Here is a 24,358-nt window from a genome sequence, read left to right on the forward strand (position 1 = left end):
TCAGTTGAGCGAGCCGTCGGCGCGCAGCCGCTCGACCACCATGTCGACGAAGCTGCGCACCTTGGCGGCCGAGTGCCTGCCCTCGCGGTGGATCACGTGGATGGGCAAGGGCGGCGCCTCGTAGTCGCCCAGCACGATCTGCATCTCCCCCGCCGCCAGCTGGGACGCGACCTGGTAGGACAGCAGGCGCGCGATACCGAAGCCGCGCAGCGCCGCCTCGATCGCCGCATCGTTGGTGGTGACCGTCAGGCGCGGGCTGATCTTCAGGCTGAATGCTTCGCCGTCGCGCACGAACTTCCATTCCGAGGTCGGCGACAGGCCGCTGGCGGCGATCAGCACGTGCTCGCGCAAGTCCTCCGGCGAATGCGGCAATCCCCTCTCCTTCAGGTAGGCCGGCGAGGCACACAGCACGCTGCGCACCTGTCCCACGCGGATCGCCTGCAGGCTGGAATCCGGCAGGTGGCCGATACGGATGCCGGCGTCCAGTCCCTCTTCCACCAGGTGCACCACGCGGTCCAGGAACAGGGCCGACACCGTCACGTCGGGATAGCGCCGCAGGTAGTCGACCACCACCGGCGCCACGTACATGCGGCCGAACAGCACCGGCGCGGTGATCGCCAGGCGTCCGCGCGGGGTGGCGTTGACGCCGCCCGCCGCTTCGTCCGCTTCGTCGACCTCGGCGAGGATGCGGCGCGCATCCTCCAGGTAGCGCAAACCGGCCTCGGTGGCGCGCACGAAGCGCGTGGTGCGGGTCAGCAAGCGTACGCCCAGGCGCTGCTCGAGCGCGGAGACGGCGCGCGTCACCGCCGGCGCCGACATGCCCAGGCGGCGCGCGGCGGCGGAAAAGCTTTCGCTCTCGGCGACGGCGACGAAAACGCTCATCAGGTGCAGGCGGTCCATTCCATTATTCCGATAGATGAAAGAGTGTTGTTCATTCTACGGATATTCTTTTGCTGCGGTAAAGAGCGCAAGATTCTCCTTGCCGAAAGACTCACCAATCAAGGAGAACAGCATGAGCCGCATCACCGTCGTCACCAATGAATCCGCCAGCGCAGAACAGCGCGCCCTGCTGGACGCCATCCACGGCCAGCTGGGCATGGTGCCCAACTTCCTGAAGGTGCTGGCCAACTCGCCCGCCGCGCTGAAGGCCTTCCTGGGCCTGCACGGCATCGCCGGCGCAGGAAGCCTGAGCCTGCAGACCCGCGAGCGGATCGCCCTCGCCCTGGCCGAGCAGAACTCCTGCGAATACTGCCTGTCGGCCCACAGCGCCTTCGGCGGCCAGGCAGGCCTGAACGGCGACGAGATCCTGGCCAACCGCGCCGGCTCCAGCCAGGACGCCAAGGCCGCAGTGGCGGTGCGCTTCGCCCGCTCGCTGGCCGAGCACAAGGGCGAGGTCACCACGGCCGAACTGGTCGAGATGCGCGAGGCCGGCTACAGCGATGCCGACATCGTCGAGGTGATCACCCACGTGGGCATGAACATCCTGACCAATATTTTGGGCAAGGCCAGCCGCGTCGAGATCGACTTCCCGAAAGTGGCGCTGCAACGCGCCGCCTGACCAATCACGCACGAAGGAGCCGGCCATGGCACGCGCATTCTCCAGCATCGCCTACACGCCCTCGGTGCGCCGGGCGCAGGAACGCTACGGCAGCCGGGCCGCCAACGCCGGCTTCGATATCGACCCGAATACGCGCGACCGCGTCAGCGAGCGCGACGCCGCCTTCATCGAACGCGTCGAGACCTTCTTCATGGCCAGCAGCGGCGAGAACGGCTGGCCCTACGTCCAGCACCGCGGCGGTCCGCGCGGCTTCCTCAAGGTGCTGGACGAGCGCACCATCGGCTTCGCCGACTTTGCCGGCAACCGCCAGTACATCTCGGCCGGGAACCTGGAACACGACGCGCGCGTGATGCTGATCCTGATGGACTTCGCCACCCGCGGCCGGCTCAAGATCTGGGGCCGCGCCCGCATCGTGCACGAGCGCGACGAGCCGGAACTGGTGGCGAAGCTGGAAGTGCCGGCCTACCGCGCCCGCATCGAGCGCGCCTACGTGATCACGGTCGAAGCCTTCGACTTCAACTGCCCGCAGCACATCGTGCAGCGCTTCTCGGAAGAGGAGCTGGTGGAGATGGCGGCCGAGCCGGCGGGCCGAGCCATGCTGGGCAAGCTGCTCAAGCTGGCGCCCGACGCGCCGGCAAGCCTGGGCAGCGGGCCCTTATCGCTGGTGGTGAGCGGCATGCGCCAGCTCACGCCGCTGGTGCGCGCCTACAGCTTGGCGAGCGCCGACGGCGCTCCACTGCCGGAAGTCGCGCCCGGCGCCCACCTGGCGCTGCCGGTGCGTCTGCAGGATGGCCGCGAGGAAGTGCGCCACTACTCCATCGTCTCGGCAGCCCGTGCCGGCAAGGACTGGGAAGTCGCCGTGCTGCGCCGGGACGAGGACGGCGGGTCGGCCGCCGTGCAGCGCAATTATCAATTGGGCACGGTGCTGCATTGCGCCCTGCCCCGCAACGACTTCGTCCTGCACACGGACGCGCGGCCGGCGGTGCTGATCGCCGGCGGCATCGGCATCACGCCGCTGCTGCCGATGTGCGAAGCGCTGGCCGCGCGCGGCACGCCCTGGCAGCTGCACTATGCGGGCCGCACCCGTGCGCAGCTGGCTTACCGTGGCGAGCTGCCGCCCGGCGCACGCATCTATGCCGATGGAGAGCGGCTGGAGCTGAAGCGCATCGTGGCCGATGCGCCGCCAGATGCCGTGTTCTACGTTTGCGGCCCGGAACGGCTGCTCGCGGCGGTGCAGGCTTCCGGCATCGATCCCGCCCGCCTGCGTTTCGAACGCTTCGATGCCCCGGCAGGGGGCCAGGCCGTCGAACTGGTGCTGCGCCGCTCTGGCGTGACGGTACAGGTGCCGTCCGCCCAAAGCCTGCTCGACGCCATCCGCGCTGCCGGTATCGATGCGCCTTCCGACTGCCGCCTCGGCAACTGCGGCGCCTGCGCAGTGAAAGTGCTGGAAGGTGTGCCGGAGCACCGCGATGCTGTCCTCACCCGCAGCGAGCGCGAACTGGCCGGCCTGATGTGCCCCTGCGTCTCGCGCGCCCGCAGCGAACGCCTTGTCCTCGATCTTTGATAGTGAAGGAATCCACCATGAACGACAGCATCCAAGCCCGCCCACCATTTCCGCCCTTCACCCGCGAGAGCGCCATCGAGAAGGTCCGCCTGGCCGAAGACGGCTGGAACTCGCGCGATCCGGAGCGCGTCAGCCTGGCCTACACGCCGGACAGCCGCTGGCGCAACCGCGCCGAATTCGCGACGGGGCGTGCCGAGATCGTGCAATTCCTGAGCCGCAAATGGGCGAAGGAGCTCGACTACCGGCTGATCAAGGAGTTGTGGGCCTACGAAGGCAACCGCATCGCCGTGCGCTATGCCTACGAATGGCACGACGATTCGGGCAACTGGTTCCGTTCCTACGGCAACGAGAACTGGGAGTTCGACGAACAAGGCCTGATGCAGCGGCGGTTTGCCTGCATCAACGATCTGCCGATCAAGGAATCGGAGCGCAAGTTCCACTGGCCGCTGGGCCGTCGGCCTGACGGGCATCTTGGGCTAAGTGAGCTTGGACTATAGGGCGACGAACAAAACCTCACCACGCATTGTCGGTACGTCTGCTATCGCCTGTGCATTCAATCGGTGCTCGCAACACATTGGTTGAATCCTCAGAGTTGTCCTCAAACCCAAGTAAGCGCATGGTTGAGGCCTGCTTCAAGGTCTACAAGGGAAAACCTTGCTGAAGGAAGCACTACTGCAGTTAAAGCCACGCAGTCTATCTCTACACTCAACTGTTCCGGACGATGGTTTCCGGGAAATTTGCGTAGAGATAAGCGAACAGTTGCCTCGCTGAGCCAATCGCTCGAATCAACTGACCAAGATTCGTCGTCGAATGAAAGCAACCGACACTCTCGTTCTAGATCCCAAATGCTCGGGCTGTAAACCCATAATGAATTTCTAGCTTCCCATATGTCAACCCGCAACTGAAAACGCTGGCTTGGCGAAGTCGAAATTATTTCCATGTTTTTTACAGTTATTGGCTGGAGAGACTAGTCCGCTTCTGTCGATCTCAGCCGTTCCGTGAACGATAGCTTCGCTAAGCCGCTGTGCTGACGTTTTGTAGTCGGCGTCTTCCGTGGGCGCTCGTTCAGCAGCCCCGCCAACTAGTCGAAATTCTCCTTATACGGGACGCAGATTAACTACACCGTCAGCCCAAGTTCGCCCAGGATCGCGTCCTTCATCTGCTGCAGCTCCGGACTCGACACCTTGCGCGGGTGCGGCTGGGTGACAGCGAAGCTGGCCTGCACCCTGGTCGGCCGCGGCGCCAGCACCACGATGCGGTCGGCGAGATAAAGCGCTTCCTCGACATCATGGGTGATCAGGACCACGGTATGACGCTCTTCCTGCAGGATGCGCAGCAGTTCGTTCCGCATGCGCAGGTTCATCAGCGCGTCGAGCGCCGAGAAAGGTTCGTCCATATAGAGGATCTCGGGCTTGACCACCAGCGCCCGCGCGATCTCCACGCGCTTTAACATGCCGCCCGAGAGCTCACGCGGGTACGCGTTCTCGAAGCCTTTCAGCCCCACCATCTCGGCATAGTGATCGGCCAGCCGCGCCTTCCCGGCGCGCTCGCCTTCGTTCAGGCCGAACATCAGGTTCTCCTGCACCGTCAGCCAGGGGAACACGGAACCGTGCTGCGAGATCACGATCCCTTTCGGCCCCGGGCGCACCAGGCGCTCGCCATCGATCCTCACTGCGCCGCTGTCCGGCTGCTCGAAGCCCGAGATCATTTTCATCAGGGTCGACTTGCCGCAGCCCGACGGACCGACGATGGCGACGAATTCGCCGTCCTCGATCTCGAGCGAGATCCCGCCCACCACCGGCAGGGTCGTGCCGCCCTTGTTGAAGCTCTTGCGGATATCGTCGATGACGATCTTAACGGCCATAGCGCCACCTTACCGAGTTGAGTCCTTCCAGCCTGCGCATGACGGCGTCGAGCAGCAGCCCGATGACGCCGATGATCACCATGCCCGCCACCACCAGGTCGTAGCGGTTGCCGGCATTGCGCGCGTCGATGATCAGGTAGCCCAGTCCCGAGTTCCGCACGATCATCTCGGCCGCCACCACCACCAGCCAGGCCACGCCCAGGCCGATGCGCATGCCCACTACGATATCCGGCAGGACCGCCGGCACGATCACCTGGTGGAACATCTTCTGGCGCGAGACCCCGAAGTTCATGGCCGCGTGCAGGTAGCGCTGTTCGATGGTGTGCACGCCGTTCGCGGTCTGCACGATCATCGGGAACACGGCCGCCAGGAAGATCAGGAAGACCGGCGCCACGTCGCCCACGCCGAACCACAGGATGGCCAGCGGAATCCAGGCGATCGGCGAGATCGGCCGCAGGATCTGGAACAGCGGATTGAGCGTGTGGTAGACGCGGTCCACGCGTCCCATCCACAGGCCCACCGGCACGGCCACCGCGACCGCCAGCAAGAAGCCGACCGTCACCCGCATCAGGGACGCGCCGATGTGCTGCCACAGGGTGCCGTCGCGCGCCAGTTCGGCGGCGCCGGCCAGCACCTGGCCGGGGGTCGGGAAGATCAGGCTCTGGCTCTGCACGACGGACAGGTGCCACAGCAACACCAGTGCCACGATCAGCAGCAGCGCGGGCCAGCCGCGTTTGAGTTTATCCACGGGTGTTGCTTTCCTTGGTCAAGTGGGCGAGGCGCCAGCGCAGGCGCGCCAGGCCGGCTTCAGGAGCCGGTTCGACGATCACCTTCATCGAGCCGCTGGCATGAGCGGTGCAGTTGAATTCATTTTCGGAGACGGTCTCGAAAGGCATGCGGAAATCCTGGCCGGGCATGATCAGGACCGGCCCGAACATCTGCGGCACCTTGTCCTTGTTGCGCAGCAGGAGTACATCCTGCACGCCCAGGGTCAGGCGGATGGTCGAGGGCAGGATGTCGCGCTTGTCCCCCGCCATGCGGCGCTCCCAGGTGCCGGCCGGGATCTCGAACAGCTTGTCGCGGCTGTCCAGGTGAAGGGGCGCGAACATGGCCCAGCCCAGCACGCCCGCGATGCAGGCAAGCGTCAGCCAGAGGAGCCACAAGCGGTGAAGGATCCTCATGCCTACTTCTTCAACAGGATCGCGAGGTCATGCGCGATATCGGCGGCCGGGCGGCCGAAGGGCATCAGCGCGCGCAGCATGCCGCGCCGGTCGATGAAATACAAATACGAGGAATGGCCCAGCTGGTAGTCCGCCTTGCCCTCGATGACCTGTTTCGTCACGCTGATGCCGTAGTCGCGCAGCACGTCCTGGATCTGCTCCGGCGTACCGCTGATGCCGATGAAGCTCGGATCGAACTTGGCCAGGTAAGTGCGCAGGTGGCTGGCGGTGTCGCGCTCGGGGTCGACCGTGACGAACACTACCTGGACGTCGGCGGCGGCCGCGCCGAGCTGGGTGCGCGCCTGGGCCAGCGACGCCAGCGATACCGGGCAGACGTAGGGACAATGGGTATAGCCGAATTCCAGCACCACCACCTTGCCGCGCAGGCTGGAGAGCTTGAAGGGCTTGCCGGTCGACGCGGGGAGCGCGATCTCCGGCGCGGCGCGCGGCGGCTCGAACACGCCGGATTTCAGGTTCTGGGCCTGAGTTTGGCTGAGACTAAGTCCACAGCACAGCAGCAATGACAAAAGAAAGGTCTTCACAGCGGAATCGGCACCGGTTTGATGTTCCTGTAAAAGCTCTCGTCGACGTAGCGCTCGTAGGCCACCGGGCGCTTGAGCGTGCCCGCCTCGACCGACAGCTGCATCAGTTCGTCGAACTCGGCGCGGATCATGCGCAGGTCGCCATAGGTCACGCGGTCTTCCGGATTGTCCATCACGAACTTGATGATCTTCGGGTCCTGGCCAAAGTAGGTGCGGCTGGCGGCGATGTGGGCCGCCTTGTCGCGATTCGCCGGTCCCTTGTCCAGCCAGTCGCCGGCCGACTGGATGTGGTTGACCAGGTCCTGCACCAGCGGCCGGTCGGTCCGGATCAGGTCTTCGCGCACCGTGAGCACGCAGCAGATGTAGTTGCGCCACTCGTCGCGCGTCATCGCCAGCGGCCGCGCATAGCCGGCGCGCTGGGCGGCCGCGCCGAAAGGCTCGCCGGTGCAGTAGGCGTCCACGGCGCGCGCGTACAGCGCGGCCGGCATGTCCGGCGGCGCCATCTCGATCAGCGTGATGTCCTTGGGCGTCATGCCGGCGCGCGCCAGCATCTTGCGTAGGAAAAGGAAGTCGACCGCGAAGCGGCTGGGGATGGCGATGCTCTTGCCGCGCAGGTCGCGGAAAGTGCGCGCCGGCGAATCGGTGCGCACCATGATCACCGCGCCCGAGCGGTGGCCGAGCGAGACGATCTTGAGCGGGATGCGGCTGTCGACCAGGTCCATGACCAGCGGCGCGAGCATGTAGGCGGCCTGGATGCGGCCGGTCATCAGCGATTCCTTGACCTCGGGCCAGCCGCTGAACTTGGCGTAGGCGAAGGGCGATGGCCCGGCGCCGCGCTGCGCGTTGAGGCGGGTGCGCGCCTGGCAGGCGATCGGCAGGGTCAGGTTGCAGGTCACCGGCAAGCCGCCGACGATCAGCGGCTTCGCCGCGGCTGCCTGCAGCGGCGCCGGCAGCATCAGGGGTGCGGCGGCGGCCACGGCGCTTTTGAGCACCTGCCGGCGGCGCAGCGCGTGGAGTGTGGCAAGCTCGTCAGGCATCATGGCTAAGACCAAAGCGGGAGGAAAAACGTTTCCAGATTGTACAACAGCTGTCCTGGCGCTAGTACGACCGCATAATCGCCGGCATCGGCCGTCATGCATATCCAATTTATGCAGCCACCGGCAGTGGCGTCATGTAATCTTGCCAATGACCTCACATCCACAGGAGACTGTCTTGCTGCGCCTGCCATTCACCCTGCTCCTCGCTGTCACGATCAATGCCGGCGCTGCCGACTTCGAACCCGGCAAGCTGAAAGGCCCGAAGAACGGCCCGCAGAATGAAGTGCTGGTCCTCGGCACGCCCCACCTGTCCCAGCTGCCGGCCAACTTCGCGCCGGCCGGGCTGGGCACGCTGAACGAGCGCCTTGCCGCATGGCGCCCGCAGGCGATCGCCATCGAAGCCCTGTCGGGCACGCAGTGCGCCTTCATGCGCCAGTTCCCGCACCGCTACCAGGACTCGATCGACTCCTACTGCTGGGACCCGGCGCCCGCACGCGCCGCCACCCTGCTGGACGTACCGGCCGCCACCCGGCAGGTAGAAACCATGCTGGCGTCCTGGCCTTCCGCGCCGAGCGCCGCGCAACGGCGGCGCCTCGCGGCGCTGTTCCTGGCGGCGGGCGAGCCGGCATCGGCCGTGGTCCAGTGGCTGCGCCTGCCCGAAGCGGAGCGCAAGAGCGGCGACGGCCTGAGCGCAAAACTGGTGAGCACCTTGAACACGCTGCGTGGGAAGCGCAACGAAACCTATCTGATCGCCGCCCCGCTGGCAGCGCGCCTGGGCCTCGAGCGCCTGCATGCCTTCGACGACCATACCGCCGACCAGCCGATGAAGGACGAAGCGGACCACAAGCGCTATGGCGCGGCGCTCATGAAGGCCTGGGACAACCCCGCCGGCGCGAAGCGCAAGCAACAGGACGAGGCGATCTACGCGCGCATCGGCAGCCCGGAAGGCGTGCTGGCCATGTACCAGGCCCTGAACGCGCCCGACCAGTGGCAGCTTGTGTTCGACAACGATTTCGGCGCGGCCCTGGAAGAGCCCTCGCCCCAGCGCTATGGACGCGACTACGTCGGCTACTGGGAAACCCGCAACCTGCGCATGGCCGCCAATATCCGCGAACTCATGAACGTGCGCATCGGCGGCCGGATCCTGGTGCTGGTGGGCGCATCGCACAAAGGCTACCTCGACGCCTATCTCGACCAGATGCACGACCTGCGCCTCGCCGACGCGCAGCAAGTCCTCAAATAAGCCTCCCTCCCCCGGACAACGCCTGAGCCGCTGCGCACATATCGATATACGCTGAGCGACTCAGGCGTTTTTCGCATGTGCTAGCGCGAAGAGATTCGTTCTCTTCGCTCGAGCCCATCGATACCATCTTCGCAACGTCATCACCTGTCATGACAGGTCAACCAGGACTTGCGAATGCCCTCTTTCCGTGCCATCGAACCCTCTCCCGTGCCGCTGTACTCGCAGGTGCGCGAGCGCCTGCGCGAACGCATCCTCGACGGCACCTACGGCCAGGACACGCGCCTGCCGGCCGAAAGCGAGATCGGCGCGATCTTCGGCGTCAGCCGCATCACGGTGCGCCAGGCCCTGGGCGACCTGCAGAACGAAGGCCTGATCGTCAAGGTTCCAGGCAAGGGATCGTTCGTGGCGCGCAGCCGCCCGAGCCAGGACCTGAGCCGCCTGGAGGGCTTCGGCGAAGCGATGTCGCGCCAGGGCCACCGCATCGTCAATCGCGTCGTATCGCACCTGGACCTGCCGGCGCCGCCCGCGGTCGCCGCACGCCTGGACCTGGCTCCCGGTGCGCTGGTCACCGAGATCCGGCGCGTGCGCTTCCTCGACCACGCCCCGGTCTCCTTCGAAGTGAGCTACCTGCCGCTGGAAGTCGGCCGCCGCCTGCGCCGCGAGAACCTGGCCGAGCGCGACATCTTCCTGATCCTGGAAAGCGACTACGGCATCGGCCTGGCCCATGCGGACATCCAGATCGGCGCCATCAACGCCGACGCCGCGCTGGCGGCGGCGCTCTCGATGGCGCCGGGCGCGGCCCTGCTGCGCATCGAGCGCCTGACCTGGAGCCTCGATGGCGCGCCCCTCGATTTCGAATACCTGTACGTGCGCGGCGAGGCCTTCCAGTACGCCCTGCGCCTGCCCCGCCACCCTCACTCAATTCAAGGAAGCTGATATGGAAACACATGTGCGAACCGTCGACGTCCTGGTGATCGGCGGCGGCACCGCCGGCCCGATGGCCGCGGTCAAGGCCAAGGAAGCCGACCCGGGCCTGCGCGTCCTGCTGCTGGAAAAGGCCAACGTGAAACGCAGCGGCGCCATCTCGATGGGCATGGACGGCTTGAACAACGCCGTGGTGCCGGGCTTCGCCACGCCCGAGCAGTACGTCAAGGAGATCACCATCGCCAACGACGGCATCGTCAACCAGAAGACGGTGATGGCCTATGCGCAAAACAGCTACGCCATGATCGAGGAACTGGACAGCTGGGGCGTCAAGTTCGAGAAGGACGAAACCGGCGACTACGCCATGCGCAAGGTGCACCACATGGGCACCTATGTGCTGCCGATGCCGGAAGGGCACGACATCAAGAAGGTGCTGTACCGGCGCCTGAAGCGCGCCCGCGTGGAGATCACCAACCGCCTGGTCGCCACCCGCCTGCTCACCGCGCCGGACGGCGCCATCGCCGGGGCGATGGCCTTCGACTGCCGCAGCGGCGACTTCCACGTGATCCGCGCCAAGTCGGTGGTGCTGGCCACCGGCGCCGCCGGGCGTCTCGGCCTGCCCGCCTCGGGCTACCTGTTCGGCACCTACGAGAACCCCACCAATGCCGGCGACGGCTACAGCATGGCCTACCACGCGGGCGCCGAGCTGTCCGGCATCGAATGCTTCCAGATCAATCCCCTGATCAAGGACTACAACGGCCCGGCCTGCGCCTACGTCACCGGTCCCTTCGGCGGCCACACCACCAACAGCCGCGGCGAGCGCTTCATCGAGTGCGATTACTGGAGCGGCCAGATGATGCAGGAATTCTACAACGAGCTCCAGGGCGGCAACGGGCCGGTGTTCCTGAAGATGAACCACCTGGCCGAGGAAACCATCCAGACCATCGAGACCATCCTGCACACCAACGAGCGCCCCAGCCGCGGGCGCTTCCACGAAGGCCGCGGTACCGACTACCGCAGCCAGATGGTGGAGATGCACATCTCCGAGATCGGCCTGTGCAGCGGCCACTCGGCCTCCGGCGTCTGGGTCGACGAGCAGGCGCGCACCACGGTGCCTGGCCTGCACGCGGCCGGCGACCTGGCCTGCGTGCCGCACAACTACATGCTGGGCGCCTTCGTCTATGGCCGCCTGGCCGGCGAGAGCGCGGCCCGCTGGTGCGCGCAGAACGGCCTTCCCCCGCTGGACGAGGAACAGGTGGAGTGCGAGCGCGCCCGCGTCTGGGCGCCGCTGGCGCGCCAGGACGGCCTGCCGCCCAACCAGGTGGAATACAAGCTGCGCCGCATGGTCAACGACTACCTGCAGCCGCCCAAAGTCACGCGCAAGATGGAGATCGGCCTGCAGCGCTTCGAGGCGATCCGCGCCGACCTGGACCGGATCCAGGCCCGCAATCCGCACGAACTGATGCGCGCAATGGAAGTGCATGCGATCCGCGACTGCGCCGAGATGGCCGCGCGCGCCTCGCTCTACCGCACCGAGAGCCGCTGGGGCCTGTACCACAACCGCGTCGACTACCCGGGCCGCAACGACGCCGAGTGGTTCGTCCACGTGCAACTGAAGAAGGAAGACGGCCACATGCGCTGCTTCAAGCGCCCGGTCGATCCCTACATCGTGCCGCTCGACGACCAGGAAAAGAACGCCTACCGCCAGCTGCGCGTGCAGCCGGCGCCCCAACCCATCGCCGCCTGAGGAGTACCCATGCCGACCACGATCAACATCACCAGCGTCCCCGTCACCGTGGACGAGGACAACTGCATCGCCCACAAGGGCTGCACGGTCTGCGTCGACGTCTGCCCGCTCGACGTGCTGGCCATCGACCTGAGCAAGGGGAAGGCCTACATGAAGTTCGACGAATGCTGGTACTGCATGCCCTGCGAGAAGGACTGCCCGACCGGCGCCGTCCACGTCGACATCCCCTATCTGCTGCGCTGAACGAACCCACCATAAGGAGAACACAATGAAGCTGCGCCTCCCCATCACCGCCCTTGCCTTGCTGCTTGCCCTCGGCAGCGCCAACGCCGCCGAGACCATCCGGGTCGCCATCGGCACCCAGGACACCACCATCAACTGCGCCACCGGCGGCCTCCTGATCCGCGAACTCGGCCTGCTGGAGAAATACCTGCCGCGCGACGGCAAGTACAAGGACGTCAAGTACGACATCCAGTGGAAGAACTTCACCTCGGGCGCGCCGCTGACCAACGAGATGGTCGCGGGCAAGCTGGACATCGGGGCGATGGCCGATTTCCCCGGTTCCTTCAACGGCGCGGCCCACGCCAAGGCCGGCAAGAAGAGCCTGTTCATCAGCGTCCTGTCGGGCAGCACCCAGGGCTCGGGCAACGGCATCGTGGTGCCCAAGGCGTCAAGCGTGCAGTCGCTGGCGGAACTGAAGGGCAGGACCATCTCGGTGCCCTTCGCCTCGACCGCCCACGGCATGCTGCTGCGCGCCGTCAAGGCGCAGGGATGGGACCCTGAACGCGACGTCAACATCACCACCCAGGCGCCGGAAGTCGCCGGTTCCGCCCTGCAGAGCAACAAGGTCGAGGCGCACGCCGACTTCGTGCCCTTCGCCGAGCTGTTCCCGCACCGCGGCTTCGCCCGCAAGATCTTCGACGGCTCGCAGGCCAAGGCGCCCACCCTGCACGGCAGCCTGGTCGACGCCGAGTATGCGAAGAAGTACCCGGAAGTCGTCACCGCCTACCTGCGCGCGGCCGTCGAAGCGGACCGCCTGATCGCCGCCGAGCCGGAAAAGTACAGTGAGCTGATCGCCAAGGTCACCGGCATCGAGGCCGAGGTGAACTACCTGTTCCACGGCCCGCTCGGCCTGCAGACGCGCGACTTCAGCTGGAAGCCCGAGTACCGCCAGGCGGTCAAGACCTCGATCGAGACCCTGCGCCTGCTCAAGCGTACCGAGAGCGACATCGATGCGGACAGTTTCATCAACGACAGCTATATCCGCGCCGCCTACAAGCAGGCCGGCCTGGACTACGACAAGCAGCTGAAGAACTACGCCAAGCTGCCGCTCACGGCCAAGGATGCGCTCACCGGCAAGCCGATTCTCGATGCCAAGCGCCTGACCCAGATCTGGGTGCAGGGCGAGCCGCTGGTGCGCCACTACGGCAGCGCTTCCGCCGCTTTCGCCGAGCTGCGCAAGCTGGAAGCGGCCGGCAGGAAGATCCGCACCGTGTACGCCCACGACCAGGATTCCGGCCTGAAGCTGCTGGCCGGCGACGCCTGGTTCGTTGTCAGCGGCAAGGAGATCAGCGCCTTCCTGCTCAAGGCCGACGCCGACGCCCACGCGCACAAGACCAAGGGCAAGGTGGTCGACTTCGACGCCCTCAAGGCCGGCAAGTCCGTCTAAGCCGCGGAGCCGCCATGCAAGCGATCGCCACGACGCTTTTCGACCCCGCCGCGCTGCGCAGGCTGGGGCGCGTACTGCTGCGCGTCCTGTCGGTGCTGGCCTGCATCGCGGCCTGGCAATGGGCCGCATCGCGCCACCTCGACCTGGGCCTGGTCACCTTCCAGAACGTGCCCTCGCCGCGCGACGTGATCGAGGCCGCCCTGGCGCTGATCGAGTCGCCCAAGCTGGAGCAGCACCTGAAGGCCAGCGTCTACCGCGTGTTCGCTGGCTTCGCCGGGGCGCTGGTGGTGGGCATCGCGCTCGGCCTCGTCATCGGCCGTTCGCGCCTGCTGGAAGACGTGCTGCTGCCGCCGCTGGAAGTGCTGCGGCCGATTCCGGCGGTGGCCTGGATTCCGCTAGCGATCCTGATGTTTCCCTCGTCCGAGATGTCGATGGTCTACATTACCTTCATCGGCGCCCTGTTCCCGATCCTGCTCAACACCATCCACGGCGTGGAAGGGGTCGATCCGCGCCTGATCGCCTCCTCGCGCAGCCTGGGCGCGGGACGCTGGACCATTTTCACGGAAGTGATCCTGCCGGCCGCCGCACCCAGCATCGTCACCGGCCTGTCGATCGGCATGGGCACGGCCTGGTTCTGCCTGGTGACGGCGGAAATGATCTCCGGCCAGTTCGGGATCGGCTACTACACCTGGGCCTCGTACACGATCCAGAACTATCCCGAGATCGTGGTCGGCATGCTGTTCATCGGCGTGATCGGCATGGGCAGCAGCATCCTGGTGAAGCGCATCGGCAACCTGTTCCTGCCGTGGTACCTCATGCAAAGGAAGAAGCGATGAACCAGACCACCTCCGTGGAACACCGCCGCCTGGCCGAAGGCCTGGGCGGCATCGAGATCGAACGCCTGTCGATCCGCCTGGGCGAAGGCCGGCAGGCATTCGACGCGGTGCAGGATGTGTCGCTTTCCATCGCGCCCGGCGAATTCGTGTGCGTGCTCGGCCCCTCGGGCTGCGGCAAGTCGACCCTGCTGGGCGCCCTGGCCGGCCACTGGCAGCCCAGCGCCGGCGCGATCCGGGTCGACGGCGAGGCGGTGGCCGGGCCGCACCCCGAGCGCGGCCTGGTATTCCAGCACCACACCCTCTTCCCCTGGAAGAAGGTGCTCGACAACGTCGCCTTCGGTCTCAAGATGCAGGGCGTGGGCCGGCGCGCACGCCACGAGCGGGCGCGCGAGCTGCTGCGCCTGGTGGGGCTGGAAGGCTTCGAGGACCGCTATCCCATCCAGCTCTCGGGCGGCATGCAGCAGCGCGTGGAGATCGCGCGCGTGCTGATCAACCAGCCGCGCGTCATGCTGATGGACGAGCCCTTCGGCGCGCTCGACGCCCAGACCCGCCTCAAGATGCAGGAACTGCTGCTCGAGGTCTGGGCCAGGGTGAAGACCACGGTCGTCTTCATCACCCACGATATCGACGAAGCGCTGTTCCTGGCGGACCGCATCCTGGTGATGAGCCCCCGGCCGGGCCGCATCATCGACGAGATCCGGCTGGATTTCGAGCGCCCGCGCCACCCGGACCTGATGACCTCGCCGCATTTCACCCAGCTCAAGCGCCATTGCCTGTCGCTGCTGCATCCGCAGGCCAGCGTGAATCCGCTGGCGCGGCTCAGCGCCCTGGGCCCGCAGACGGCATCCATTCACAACGTATAAGGACTCCCCGTGACCAACGCATTATTCGACGCCCTCCTTGCGCGCCTGCAGGACACTGACGCCACCGTGCGCCGCATCGCGGTGCTGGACCTGGCCGACCTGGACGGCGAGGCCCATGTGCCGCTCCTGATCCAGGCGTTGGACGACCCGGAAGCATCCGTCCGCGCCGAAGCGGCGCGCGCCCTGGAAGCTTTCGAGTCCCCGGCCAGCGTGCAGAACCTGGCCCGCCTGCTGTCGGATACCGACGAGGAAGTGCGAGCGGCGGCCGCGCAAAGCCTGTCCGAGCTCAAGCAGCCCGCCTCGGCGGCCTACCTGGTTCCCTATATCGGCGGCAGCGAGAGCTTCGTGCGCGCGGCGGCCCTGCGCGGCGTACGCGAGCTGCGGGTGGCTGCGAGCTTAGCGCCCGCCCTGGACGCGCTGGGCGATGCGGACCCGCTGGTGCGGCGCGAAGCGGTCGCCGTGCTCGGCTACCTCAAGCATCCCGAAGCCCTGCCGGCGCTGACGCGCATCCTGGCCGACGACGCCTCCTTCGAGGTGCGCCGCGCGGCGGCCGGTGCGCTCGGCTATGCGGACGGTGCGCAAGTGGGTCCCGCCCTGCTGGCGGCGCTGAAGGATGGGGCCTGGCAGGTGCGCGAAGAAGCCGCCACCACGCTCGGCAAGCTGCGCCTGGCGCATACCCCTGGCGCGCTGGTGGCGGCGCTGGACGATCCCTTCTGGCAGGTGCGCCTGCGCGCCGCGCGCAGCCTGGGCCGGCTGCGCAGCCATGACGCGCTGCCCGGCCTGATGGCGGCGCTGGAACACACGATCAGCAACCTGCGCAAGGAAGCGGCCCTGGCCCTGGGCGAGATCGGCGCGCCGGCCGCACTGGGCGCCCTGCAAGCGGCCGCCAACGACCCGGATCCGGAAGTACGCAAGTCGGTGCGCCTGGCCATCGGCCAGATCGGAGCGGCGGCATGAGCGCGCTGCCCGAGGCGATCGACAACCATGCCGGCCAGGGCGTGCTGGCCCTGCGCTGGGCCGACGGCCGCACGGTGCGCTGGACCCACGCGGACCTGCGCGTGGCCTGTCCCTGCGCGGAGTGCCGGGCGCGGCGCCGTGCGGGCCAGGCCGTGGAGGCAGCGGCGGAGCTGCGCATCGCCGCCATCGAACCGGTGGGCGCCTATGCGCTCAACCTGGCCTTCGCCGACGGGCATCGGCGCGGCATCTATCCCTTCGAGATGCTGGCGGGCTCGCCGAACTAAGCGGCTATCCTGGCGCGGGCTGCGGAAGCGACGTTCTTCAGCCAGGGATTGGCCGCATGCCAGCGCTCCGCGAAGGCCTGGATCGCCGGCAGGTGCTGGAGCGACGCCCCCAGCATGTCCAGCCCGTCCATGAACATCCGCTGGTGGCGGCCGCTCAGGGTGAAGCTGGCCGTACCCGTCGCGCTGATCACTTCCAGGCGTTCGACGTCGATGCGCACCTGCATCGGCGCGCCGGACGCCGCCTCCGCGAACAGGCGCTCGGCGTCTTGTTCCGACACGGTGGCCAGCATCAGGCCATTGTTCATGGCGTTGGAGTAGAAAATCTCGCCGAAGCTCGAGGCGATCACCGCGCGCACGCCGAACTGCTGGAGTCCCCAGACCGCGTGTTCGCGGCTCGAACCGCAGCCGAAATTCGCGCCGCCCAGGAGGATGGACGCGTCGGCGTAGACCGGCTGGTTCAGGACGAAGTCCGGGCGCGCCTGGCCGTGGCCGTCGAAGCGCAGGTCGTACAGGACGCCGCGGTCCAGTCCCGCCTTGTCAATGCCGCGCAAGAACTGCTTGGGCATGATCTGGTCGGTGTCGAGATTGGCGATCGGAAGCGGCGCGGCGACGCCCTCGATGATGGTGTGCTTATTCATGGTGTGCCAGCAGCTTTCGTACGTCGGTGATCTGGCCGGTGACCGCGGCGGCGGCGGCCATGGCGGGGCTCATCAGGTGGGTGATCGCACCGCGTCCCTGGCGGCCTTCGAAGTTGCGGTTGGTGGTGGACGCGCAGCGCGTGCCCGGCGCCAGCACGTCGTCGTTCATGGCCAGGCACATCGAGCAGCCCGGCTTGCGCCATTCGAATCCGGCCGCGACCAGCCTGGCGGCGATGCCTTCGCGCTCGGCCTGGTCCCGCACCGCGCCCGATCCGGGCACCACCATGGCGCGCACGCCGGGCGCCACCTTGCGCTCGCCGATCACGTCGACCACGGCGCGCAGGTCTTCGATGCGGCCATTGGTGCAGGAGCCGATGAATACGTGCTGGATCGCGAGACCTTCCAACGGCATGCCGCTGCTGAGGCCCGTGTACTGCAGCGCCCGCGCATCCGAGGCGCTCAAGGGCGCCGGGATGGGACTAGTCACCGGCAAGGCCTGGTCCGGGCTGGTGCCCCAGGTGACGGTCGGGGCCAGCCCGGCGGTGCTGAAACGGTGCTCGGCGTCGAAGCGCGCGTCCGGATCGCTTGCGAGCAGGCGCCATTGTTCCAGCGCGCGCTGTTTCATGTCGGCGTCGCCGGCCAGGTCCGGGCAATGGGCGAGCACGTAGTCGATGGCCGTCTCGTCGGGCGCGATCAGCGCGCCGCGCGCACCTGCTTCGACTGCCATGTTGCAGAGCGTGAAGCGCGCTTCGGTGCTGAGGGCGTCGATCGCGCTGCCGCAGAACTCGACCACATAGCCGCGGGCTCCTTGAGCGCCGATGCGGGCGATGACCATCAGGATCATGTCCTTGGCGGTGGTGCCGGCCGGGAGCTTCCCATCGATCCGGATGCGCATGTCCTTCGCCAGGCGGTAGACCAGAGTCTGGGTGGCCAGCAGGTGCTCGACCTCGGTGGTGCCGATGCCGAAGCCCAGGGCGCCAAGGGCGCCGTAGGTGGTGGTGTGGCTGTCGCCGCAGATCACGACCATGCCCGGCCTGATCATGCCATGCTCGGGAGCGATCACGTGCTCGATGCCCTGCCAGCGGTCGTTGGTATCGAACAGCGGAATGGCCTGCCGGTCGCAGTTGCGCTTGAGGTTGGTGGCCTGCAGCGCGGAATCGGCATCCTCGATGATGCGGAACTTGTCCGCCTTCGTGGGAATGATATGGCTGACGGTGGCGACGTTCTGCCCCGGGTACAGGGTCTTCAGGCCGCGTGCGTCCAGGCCGGCGAAGGCCTGGGGGCTGGTGTACTCGTTCATCAGGTGCAGGTCGGCGTACAGCAGGACGTTGTCGTCGTCCAGCTGGGCGACCGTGTGCGAGTCCACCAGTTTTCGGTAAAGAGTCTTGCTCATTGTCTCAGGCTTGTTGGTTTATTCAGCGGTAATGCCGCGTTCCTTGATCAGCTTGGCCCACAGCGGCAGTTCCTGCGCCAGCCGCGCCTGGGCCTGGGCCGGGGTCGACGGCGACGGATCGAAGCCGTCCTTGACCAGCTTGTCCTTCAGCTCGGGCGAATTGAGCGCCTTGTTGAGCGAGGCATTGAGCTTGTCGATGACCGGCTTGGGCGTATTCGCTGGGGCGAAGACCATGAACCAGGTTTCGAAGTTGTAGCCGGTGGCGCCCGATTCCTGCAGGGTCGGCACGTCGGGCAGCAGCGGGGAACGCTTTGGCCCGGTGACGCCGATCGCACGCAGTTTGCCGGCGCGGACGTGGGGCACGGCCGCGGACAGCACCGGGAAGCTCATGTCGACCATGCCGGCCATCGTGTCGAGCAGCGCCGGGCCGCCGCCCTTGTAGGGCACGTGGGTGATGTCGGTGTGGGTGACGTCCTTGAACAGTTCGGCCGCCATGTGGAAGGTGCTGCCCGGCCCGGCCGAGCCGTAGTTGAACTTGCCCGGCTTGGACTGGGCGGCGGCCAGCAGCGCCTTGGTGTCCTTGCCCGGGAAGGCCGGATTGACGACCAGGACGTGCTGGGACGAGGCGACCATGCCGATCGGCGCCAGATCCTTGAGGGTGTTGTAGGGAAGCTTGGGGAAGAGCGCCGGGTTGATGGCCAGCGAGACCGTCTGCAAGCCGATGGTGTAGCCGTCCGGGTCGGACTTGGCCACCGCGTCGACGCCGATGTTGCCGCCCGCGCCGGCCTTGTTCTCCACATAGATGCTGCCGCCGGCCGCCTTGGCCCACTCGTCCACGATGCGCCGGGCCACGATGTCCGCGCTGCCGCCGGGTGCATAGGGCACGACCAGGCGGATCGGACGGGTCGGATAGTTCTGGGCGGATGCGGCAGTCGATGCCGCAGTCGATGCAACGGCCGCTGCGGCGAGCAGCGCGAGTTTCAGCTTCATGGGTCTCCTCCGGTGTTTGTCTGGTTTTTTACTACCGGACCATCATATTCAAAAAAACGATCTATATAATTCACCTTCCGGCATTTCATTAGGTCGCACAGGTTACGAATGGACGGAATATCCGATTTGTCGTTCTTCTCGCTGCTGGTACGCCAGGGCAGCCTTGCCGCGGCGGCCCAGGAACTGGGCATCACGCCGCCCGCGGTGAGCAAGCGGCTGGCGGCCATCGAGGCGCGGCTGCGGGTGCGGCTGCTCAACCGGACCACGCGCCGCATGAGCCTGACGCCGGAGGGCGAAACCTACCTGGCGGAAGGTGAACGCCTGGTGCTCGAGCTGGAAGCGCTGGAGCGCAAGATCTCCGGTGGCAGCGTCGTTCCCCAGGGACTGCTGCGGGTCAGCGCCACCCTGGGCTTCGGCCGCCGGCATGTGACGCCGCAGCTGTCGCGCTTCGCGGTCGAGTATCCCGAAGTCGAGGTGCAGCTGCACCTGACCGACCGCCCGGTGAACCTGGTGGAGCAAGGCTTCGACCTGGCCTTCCGTTTCGGCGAGCAGCCGGACGCGCGTCTGACGGCGCGCAAGCTGGCCGACAACCGGCGCTTCCTGTGCGCCGCGCCCTCCTACATCGCCGCGCGGGGCATGCCGGCCTCGCCGCGCGACCTGCACAACCACAGCTGCATCGTCCTGCGCGAGAGCGACGAGATCTTCGGGCAATGGCATTTCCGCTCGGGGGCGAAGCAGGAGACGGTCAAGGTCAGGGGCCAGCTGAGCACCAACGATGGCGAGGCGGCGCTCGCGTGGGCGCTCGACGGGCACGGCATCGTGCTGCGCTCGGAATGGGATGTCGCGCCCTATTTGCGTTCCGGGCGGCTGCGCCCCGTGCTGACGGACTGGGTAACGCCGCCGGCCGACATCTACATGCTGTTCCCGACCAAGAGCCATCTGCAGGCCAAGACCAGGGCGATGGTCGATTTCATGCTCGAAGCGTTCGCGGACAAGCGCAGGACCGAGCGGTCAGCCAGAAGCGATAGCGAATTGCTTTGGTGATCCCGGCTGTGGCCATGTACATCCTCAAGGCCTCAAGCAAGTTATCCAGCGCTAACCAAGAAAGACCCGCACTGCTTAGCAGCTCTTAAGCCTTTTGGGATGGCGCCCGGACCTTCCCACGCTGAAAATGCTCCGCCAGGAAATCAATGAACGCCCGCGCGCGAATGGTCTGGTTACGCTGGCTCGGATAGTAGACGAACAGGTCGGCCGAGGGCAGCGTGAACTCCGGCAGCACGATCCTCAGCCTGCCGCTGTCGAGATACTTGGCCAGGTCCCATTCCGAGCGGATCAGGATGCCCTGGCCATCCAGCGCCCAGCCGAGAACGATGTCGCCGTCGTTGCTCGACAGGTTGCCGTGCACCTTGACGACTTCGGTATGGTCTTGGTACTGGAAGCGCCAGATGCCGTAGGCGTCGTCGTTCTGCCGGTGGATGATGCAGCGGTGGCTGGCCAGGTCCGCCAGCGTCCTGGGCGCACCATGGCGTTCGAGATAACCCGGCGACGCGCACAAGAAGCGCCGGTTCGACATGATGCGGCGCGCATTCAGGCGCTTGTCCGGCAGCGCCCCGAAGCGGATCGCCAGGTCGAAGCCGCTCTCGACCAGGTCGATCGGCTTGTCGGTCACCTCCATCTGCACTTCCACATCGGGATAGCGCGCCGAAAAGCGCGAGACCAGCGGCGCGATGGTCGTGCGGCCAAAACCCAGGGTGGCGTTCACGCGCAGCAGCCCTTTGGGCGTGGAGCGCCCCTGCGCTACCGCGTCTTCCATGTCCCTGATGTCGTCCAGGATGCGCGCCGCGTACTGGAGATAGGTCTCGCCCTCGCTGGTGAGACTAACGCTGCGCGTGGTCCGGTTGAGCAGGCGCACGCCCAGGCGGGCTTCGAGCGCCGCCAGGCGCTTGGTGGCCGCCGGCGGCGTCAGGTCCATCGCCCGCGCGGCGGCAGCCAGGCTGCCGAGCCGGGCGACCAGGACGAAGAACTGCATGTCGGAAGTAGGCTCAGTCTTCACTTCTACTCAATACATAATTGAATCCAGGAGAATTATAGGCCACTTCCGGGCGCGTAAGCTAGGGACTTTCCAGTCAGGAGTCCATTGTGAGAATCGTCGAAATCCGCGAAAAAACCGTCCCGATCAGCTCGCCCATCCGCAACGCCTACATCGACTTCAGCAAGATGACCCTGAGCCTGGTCGCCGTGGTCACCGACGTGATCCGCGACGGCAAGCCGGTGGTCGGCTACGGCTTCAACTCCAACGGCCGCTACGGCCAGGGCACCCTGATGCGCGAGCGCTTCATTCCGCGCATCCTGGAAGCCGACCCGAGCTCGCTGCTCGACGACAGCGGCGCAAACCTGGACCCGCACAAGGTCTGGAACTGCATGTTCACCAACGAGAAGCCCGGCGGCCATGGCGAGCGCTCGGTGGCGATCGGCACCATCGATATGGCGATCTGGGATGCGGTGGCGAAGATCGAAGGCAAGCCCCTGTTCCAGCTGCTGGCCGACCGTTACGGCAACGGCCAGCCTGACCGCAAGATCTTCGTCTACGCGGCCGGCGGCTACTACTACCCGGGCCAGGACCACGAGAAGCTGAAGGACGAGATGCGCAGCTACATCGACCGCGGCTACACGGTGGTCAAGAAGAAGATCGGCGGCGCTTCGCTGGACGAGGACCTGCGCCGCATCGACTCCATCCTGTCGGTGCTGCAGGACGGCCAGAAGCTGGCCGTGGACGCCAACGGCCGCTTCGATCTCGACACCGCCATCAAGTACGCCAAGGCGCTGTCGCAGTACGACCTGTTCTGGTACGAGGAAGCGGGCGACCCGCTCGACTTCGAACTGCAGGCCACCCTGCGCAACTACTACAAGAACCCGATGGCGACCGGCGAGAACCTGTTCTCGATGCAGGACGCGCGCAACCTGATCCGCTACGGCGGCATGCGCGCGGACCGCGACTGGCTGCAGTTCGACTGTGCGCTCTCGTACGGCCTGGTCGAGTACCTGCGCACCCTCGACATGCTGCGCGAGCACGGCTGGTCGCCGAGCCGCTGCATCCCGCACGGCGGCCACCAGATGTCGCTGAACATCGCGGCGGGCCTGGGCCTAGGCGGCAACGAGTCCTATCCCGACCTGTTCCAGCCCTACGGCGGCTTCCCGGACGGCGTCCGGGTCGACAAGGGCTACATCACGATGCCGGACCTGCCGGGCATCGGCTTCGAAGGCAAGGCCGACCTCTACGCCGAGATGCGCAAATTATCTGACTGAGATTCAGCCGACTGAGGTTCCGCCAGGTGGCCGCTCAGCCAGCGCGCCACCTCCGCCGCCCGGTTCTCTATCCGGGCGCCGAAGCCCTGGGTGGCGAGCAGTGCGATGCCGTTCGGGTTGCGCAGCACGCCCGCGGCCAGCGCCGGCCTGCCGCTCGCGGTATCGATGAAGAAGGCGTCCAGCCGCTCGCGCAGCAGCGGCGCCAGCACCAGGTTGTGCGAGGACACCAGCACCAGGTCGCGCTCGCTCAGCTGCTCCAGAACGGCCGCGGCGGCCGACACCGATTCCAGGTGATTGGTGCCGCGGAATACCTCATCGACCAGGCAGACGCCGGGCGTCTTCGCGTCGAGCAGTTCGCGTGCACGGCGCAGTTCCGACATGTACAGGCTCTCGCCGCCCAGCAGCGAATCCTCGTTCTGCATGCTGGCGCGCACCGGCAGCGCAGGCACGCGGGCTTGCTGCGCATAGCAGAAGCCGAAGGCGCGCGCCGCCACCAGGTTCAGGCCCACCATGCGCAGGAAGGTGCTCTTGCCGGACGCGTTCTGGCCGGAGACGAAGGCGCCGCACCCCTGCAGCTTGAGCGACAAGGCCGCCGGCCGGTGCATCAGCGGATGCACGCCCTCTTCCAGCACCAGGGAGCGTGCATCCGAGCGCTCGGCCCAGCACCAGCGCTCGCTGGCCAGCAGGTGCCGCGCCAGCGCCACGTCCGCCTCCAGGTTCGCGCACAGTAGATAGCACTCGCGCAGCAGCTTGCGCTCGGCGGCGACCAGGCGCACCGTCTTGAAGTAGCGGCCCACATTGGCGGCGCCGAACCAGTCGGCGTACTGCTTCCCGCCCGGGATCATGCGTACCAGGAGCGAGCGCACCAGCCGTACGTGCAGGCGCGCGGCGGGCCGGCGCAGGTCGACGAAGGCCGCGGTGAGGGTGCTGTCTTCCTGTCCCAGCCTGGCGACCGCCGCCAGCAGCGCGTGCAGGGCGCGGATGGCGGCGTCCCAGGACTCGACCCGGCGGTGGTAATGGATCTGCAGGGCCATCAGCGGCGCCAGCGCCGCCAGGACGGCGATCCAGCCCAGCGGCAGGGTGATGGTCGCGGCGACCGCCAGCAGCAAGGCCACCGGCAAAATCCACAGCCACCTGCCCCACCATGGCGTGGGCGGCATGTCCGCGCCGAACAGCAGGCCGGCCACTTCGCTGTCCGCATGGCGCAGGACGCGCAGGTCGGCATGCATGCGTTCCAGGCGCAGCGGGTCCGCCATCAATGTGCGCAAGCGTTCGCGCCCTGCGGCGCAGCCGGCGTCGTCCAGCCCCGCGCGCAGGCGCTGGTGGATCACCTGGCGCCCGAAAATGCTGACCTCCTGCGTCAGCTGCTCTTCATAGGAACCGAGCAGCAGGTCGTCCCAGGTCTGCTGGTCCAGGTCGGACGCGCTGTCCGCGCGTGTCCGGTGCAGGCGTCCGATCTCTTCAAGCGTGAAGAAATGGCGGGACGGTTCCTGGCTCGCGCTCGGCAGCATGCCGCGCGACAGGTCTTTCAGGTAGACGAACAGCGACAAGGTGGGGGCTTTCGTGGTGCCGGCCCATGCCGGCGCGTGATGGAAAGTGCGGCCGATCACGGCAACTTGCAAGATCCGCAAGGCCATGTCCGCACGATTACCCGAGGCGGGTAGACGCTGTCCGTCCGCTGTCCGGCACCGTCTTTACGGACAGGCCGGACACCGGTCTCTGC

The 24,358-nt window shown here is 66.8% G+C and carries 25 protein-coding genes; 14 read left to right on the forward strand and 11 right to left on the reverse strand.

From position 1 onward, the window contains the following. Positions 1-900: a LysR family transcriptional regulator gene (locus tag J8847_RS11380; protein WP_211524819.1), complete on the reverse strand. Its 900-nt coding sequence runs from the start codon at positions 898-900 to the stop codon at positions 1-3. 112 nt (positions 901-1,012) lie between these two features. Between J8847_RS11380 and J8847_RS11385 the strand changes: the two genes are divergently transcribed. Genes J8847_RS11385 through J8847_RS11395 form a run of 3 tightly spaced genes read left to right on the forward strand, consistent with a single transcriptional unit; the run spans position 1,013 to position 3,619 of the window. Beyond that, complete coding sequence (locus J8847_RS11385) at positions 1,013-1,558, forward strand: carboxymuconolactone decarboxylase family protein (RefSeq protein ID WP_211524820.1); 546 nt, start codon at positions 1,013-1,015, stop codon at positions 1,556-1,558. Positions 1,559-1,583: 25 nt separating this feature from the next. Next, positions 1,584-3,122, forward strand: a complete 1,539-nt coding sequence (locus J8847_RS11390) for a 2Fe-2S iron-sulfur cluster-binding protein (protein WP_211524821.1) — start codon at positions 1,584-1,586, stop codon at positions 3,120-3,122. A gap of 17 nt (positions 3,123-3,139) precedes the next feature. After that, positions 3,140-3,619 (forward strand): nuclear transport factor 2 family protein, encoded by a 480-nt coding sequence (locus J8847_RS11395; RefSeq protein WP_211524822.1) that lies wholly within the window; start codon positions 3,140-3,142, stop codon positions 3,617-3,619. Positions 3,620-4,239: 620 nt separating this feature from the next. On the opposite strand, the gene J8847_RS11400 is transcribed toward J8847_RS11395, so the two are convergent. The 5 genes from J8847_RS11400 to J8847_RS11420 all read right to left on the reverse strand — a co-directional run bounded on the left by J8847_RS11400 (position 4,240) and on the right by J8847_RS11420 (position 7,788). After that, the gene (locus J8847_RS11400) at positions 4,240-4,986 is read right to left on the reverse strand and encodes an ABC transporter ATP-binding protein (RefSeq protein ID WP_211524823.1); all 747 of its coding nucleotides are present in this window, start codon (positions 4,984-4,986) and stop codon (positions 4,240-4,242) included. Next, the gene (locus J8847_RS11405) at positions 4,976-5,734 is read right to left on the reverse strand and encodes an ABC transporter permease (RefSeq protein ID WP_211524824.1); all 759 of its coding nucleotides are present in this window, start codon (positions 5,732-5,734) and stop codon (positions 4,976-4,978) included. The genes J8847_RS11400 and J8847_RS11405 overlap by 11 nt, the downstream gene beginning before the upstream one ends. Beyond that, complete coding sequence (locus J8847_RS11410) at positions 5,727-6,167, reverse strand: hypothetical protein (RefSeq protein ID WP_211524825.1); 441 nt, start codon at positions 6,165-6,167, stop codon at positions 5,727-5,729. Before J8847_RS11410 ends, J8847_RS11405 begins: the two co-directional genes overlap by 8 nt. 2 nt (positions 6,168-6,169) lie before the next feature. Further along, positions 6,170-6,667: an SCO family protein gene (locus J8847_RS11415; RefSeq protein ID WP_373888740.1), complete on the reverse strand. Its 498-nt coding sequence runs from the start codon at positions 6,665-6,667 to the stop codon at positions 6,170-6,172. Positions 6,668-6,744: 77 nt separating this feature from the next. Continuing rightward, the gene (locus J8847_RS11420; protein WP_211524827.1) at positions 6,745-7,788 is read right to left on the reverse strand and encodes an ABC transporter substrate-binding protein; all 1,044 of its coding nucleotides are present in this window, start codon (positions 7,786-7,788) and stop codon (positions 6,745-6,747) included. Positions 7,789-7,960: 172 nt separating this feature from the next. On the opposite strand from J8847_RS11420, the gene J8847_RS11425 reads away from it, so the two are divergent. The 9 genes from J8847_RS11425 (at position 7,961) to J8847_RS11465 (ending at position 16,308) form a co-directional block, all read left to right on the forward strand. After that, on the forward strand, positions 7,961-9,028 hold the full coding sequence (locus J8847_RS11425; RefSeq protein WP_229512734.1) for a DUF5694 domain-containing protein: 1,068 nt from the start codon (positions 7,961-7,963) through the stop codon (positions 9,026-9,028). Between the two features lie 174 nt (positions 9,029-9,202). Further along, positions 9,203-9,964: a GntR family transcriptional regulator gene (locus J8847_RS11430; RefSeq protein WP_211524828.1), complete on the forward strand. Its 762-nt coding sequence runs from the start codon at positions 9,203-9,205 to the stop codon at positions 9,962-9,964. 1 nt (position 9,965) lies between these two features. Beyond that, positions 9,966-11,699 (forward strand): fumarate reductase/succinate dehydrogenase flavoprotein subunit, encoded by a 1,734-nt coding sequence (locus J8847_RS11435; RefSeq protein WP_211524829.1) that lies wholly within the window; start codon positions 9,966-9,968, stop codon positions 11,697-11,699. A gap of 9 nt (positions 11,700-11,708) precedes the next feature. Further along, a complete protein-coding gene (locus J8847_RS11440) occupies positions 11,709-11,942 on the forward strand; it encodes a ferredoxin family protein (RefSeq protein ID WP_211524830.1) in 234 nt (77 codons plus the stop codon). Between the two features lie 25 nt (positions 11,943-11,967). Further along, positions 11,968-13,368, forward strand: coding sequence for an ABC transporter substrate-binding protein (locus J8847_RS11445; protein WP_211524831.1), 1,401 nt, complete (start codon positions 11,968-11,970; stop codon positions 13,366-13,368). 14 nt (positions 13,369-13,382) lie between these two features. Then, positions 13,383-14,204, forward strand: a complete 822-nt coding sequence (locus tag J8847_RS11450) for an ABC transporter permease (RefSeq protein WP_211524832.1) — start codon at positions 13,383-13,385, stop codon at positions 14,202-14,204. Then, a complete protein-coding gene (locus J8847_RS11455) occupies positions 14,201-15,067 on the forward strand; it encodes an ABC transporter ATP-binding protein (protein WP_211524833.1) in 867 nt (288 codons plus the stop codon). Before J8847_RS11450 ends, J8847_RS11455 begins: the two co-directional genes overlap by 4 nt. A 9-nt stretch (positions 15,068-15,076) precedes the next feature. Beyond that, positions 15,077-16,024, forward strand: a complete 948-nt coding sequence (locus tag J8847_RS11460; protein ID WP_211524834.1) for a HEAT repeat domain-containing protein — start codon at positions 15,077-15,079, stop codon at positions 16,022-16,024. Further along, positions 16,021-16,308: a DUF971 domain-containing protein gene (locus tag J8847_RS11465; protein ID WP_211524835.1), complete on the forward strand. Its 288-nt coding sequence runs from the start codon at positions 16,021-16,023 to the stop codon at positions 16,306-16,308. Before J8847_RS11460 ends, J8847_RS11465 begins: the two co-directional genes overlap by 4 nt. On the opposite strand, the gene leuD is transcribed toward J8847_RS11465, so the two are convergent. Genes leuD through J8847_RS11480 form a run of 3 tightly spaced genes read right to left on the reverse strand, consistent with a single transcriptional unit; the run spans position 16,305 to position 19,329 of the window. After that, complete coding sequence (leuD, locus tag J8847_RS11470; protein ID WP_211524836.1) at positions 16,305-16,946, reverse strand: 3-isopropylmalate dehydratase small subunit; 642 nt, start codon at positions 16,944-16,946, stop codon at positions 16,305-16,307. The two genes, J8847_RS11465 and leuD, sit on opposite strands and share 4 nt — an antisense overlap. Beyond that, a complete protein-coding gene (leuC, locus tag J8847_RS11475; protein ID WP_211524837.1) occupies positions 16,939-18,339 on the reverse strand; it encodes a 3-isopropylmalate dehydratase large subunit in 1,401 nt (466 codons plus the stop codon). The genes leuD and leuC overlap by 8 nt, the downstream gene beginning before the upstream one ends. A gap of 18 nt (positions 18,340-18,357) precedes the next feature. Continuing rightward, on the reverse strand, positions 18,358-19,329 hold the full coding sequence (locus J8847_RS11480; protein ID WP_211524838.1) for a tripartite tricarboxylate transporter substrate binding protein: 972 nt from the start codon (positions 19,327-19,329) through the stop codon (positions 18,358-18,360). A 108-nt stretch (positions 19,330-19,437) separates the two neighbouring features. Between J8847_RS11480 and J8847_RS11485 the strand changes: the two genes are divergently transcribed. Then, complete coding sequence (locus J8847_RS11485) at positions 19,438-20,373, forward strand: LysR family transcriptional regulator (protein ID WP_211524839.1); 936 nt, start codon at positions 19,438-19,440, stop codon at positions 20,371-20,373. An 85-nt stretch (positions 20,374-20,458) separates the two neighbouring features. On the opposite strand, the gene J8847_RS11490 is transcribed toward J8847_RS11485, so the two are convergent. Continuing rightward, a complete protein-coding gene (locus J8847_RS11490) occupies positions 20,459-21,382 on the reverse strand; it encodes a LysR family transcriptional regulator (protein WP_211524840.1) in 924 nt (307 codons plus the stop codon). Positions 21,383-21,468: 86 nt separating this feature from the next. Between J8847_RS11490 and J8847_RS11495 the strand changes: the two genes are divergently transcribed. After that, positions 21,469-22,635 (forward strand): mandelate racemase/muconate lactonizing enzyme family protein, encoded by a 1,167-nt coding sequence (locus J8847_RS11495; protein ID WP_211524841.1) that lies wholly within the window; start codon positions 21,469-21,471, stop codon positions 22,633-22,635. Here the strand turns inward: J8847_RS11495 and J8847_RS11500 are convergent. Beyond that, positions 22,605-24,266: a hypothetical protein gene (locus J8847_RS11500; RefSeq protein ID WP_229512736.1), complete on the reverse strand. Its 1,662-nt coding sequence runs from the start codon at positions 24,264-24,266 to the stop codon at positions 22,605-22,607. The genes J8847_RS11495 and J8847_RS11500 overlap by 31 nt on opposite strands. Positions 24,267-24,358: the final 92 nt, after the last annotated feature.

It is taken from the genome of Massilia sp. AB1 (genome assembly GCF_018119385.1).
Taxonomy (GTDB): Bacteria; Pseudomonadota; Gammaproteobacteria; order Burkholderiales; family Burkholderiaceae_D; genus Telluria.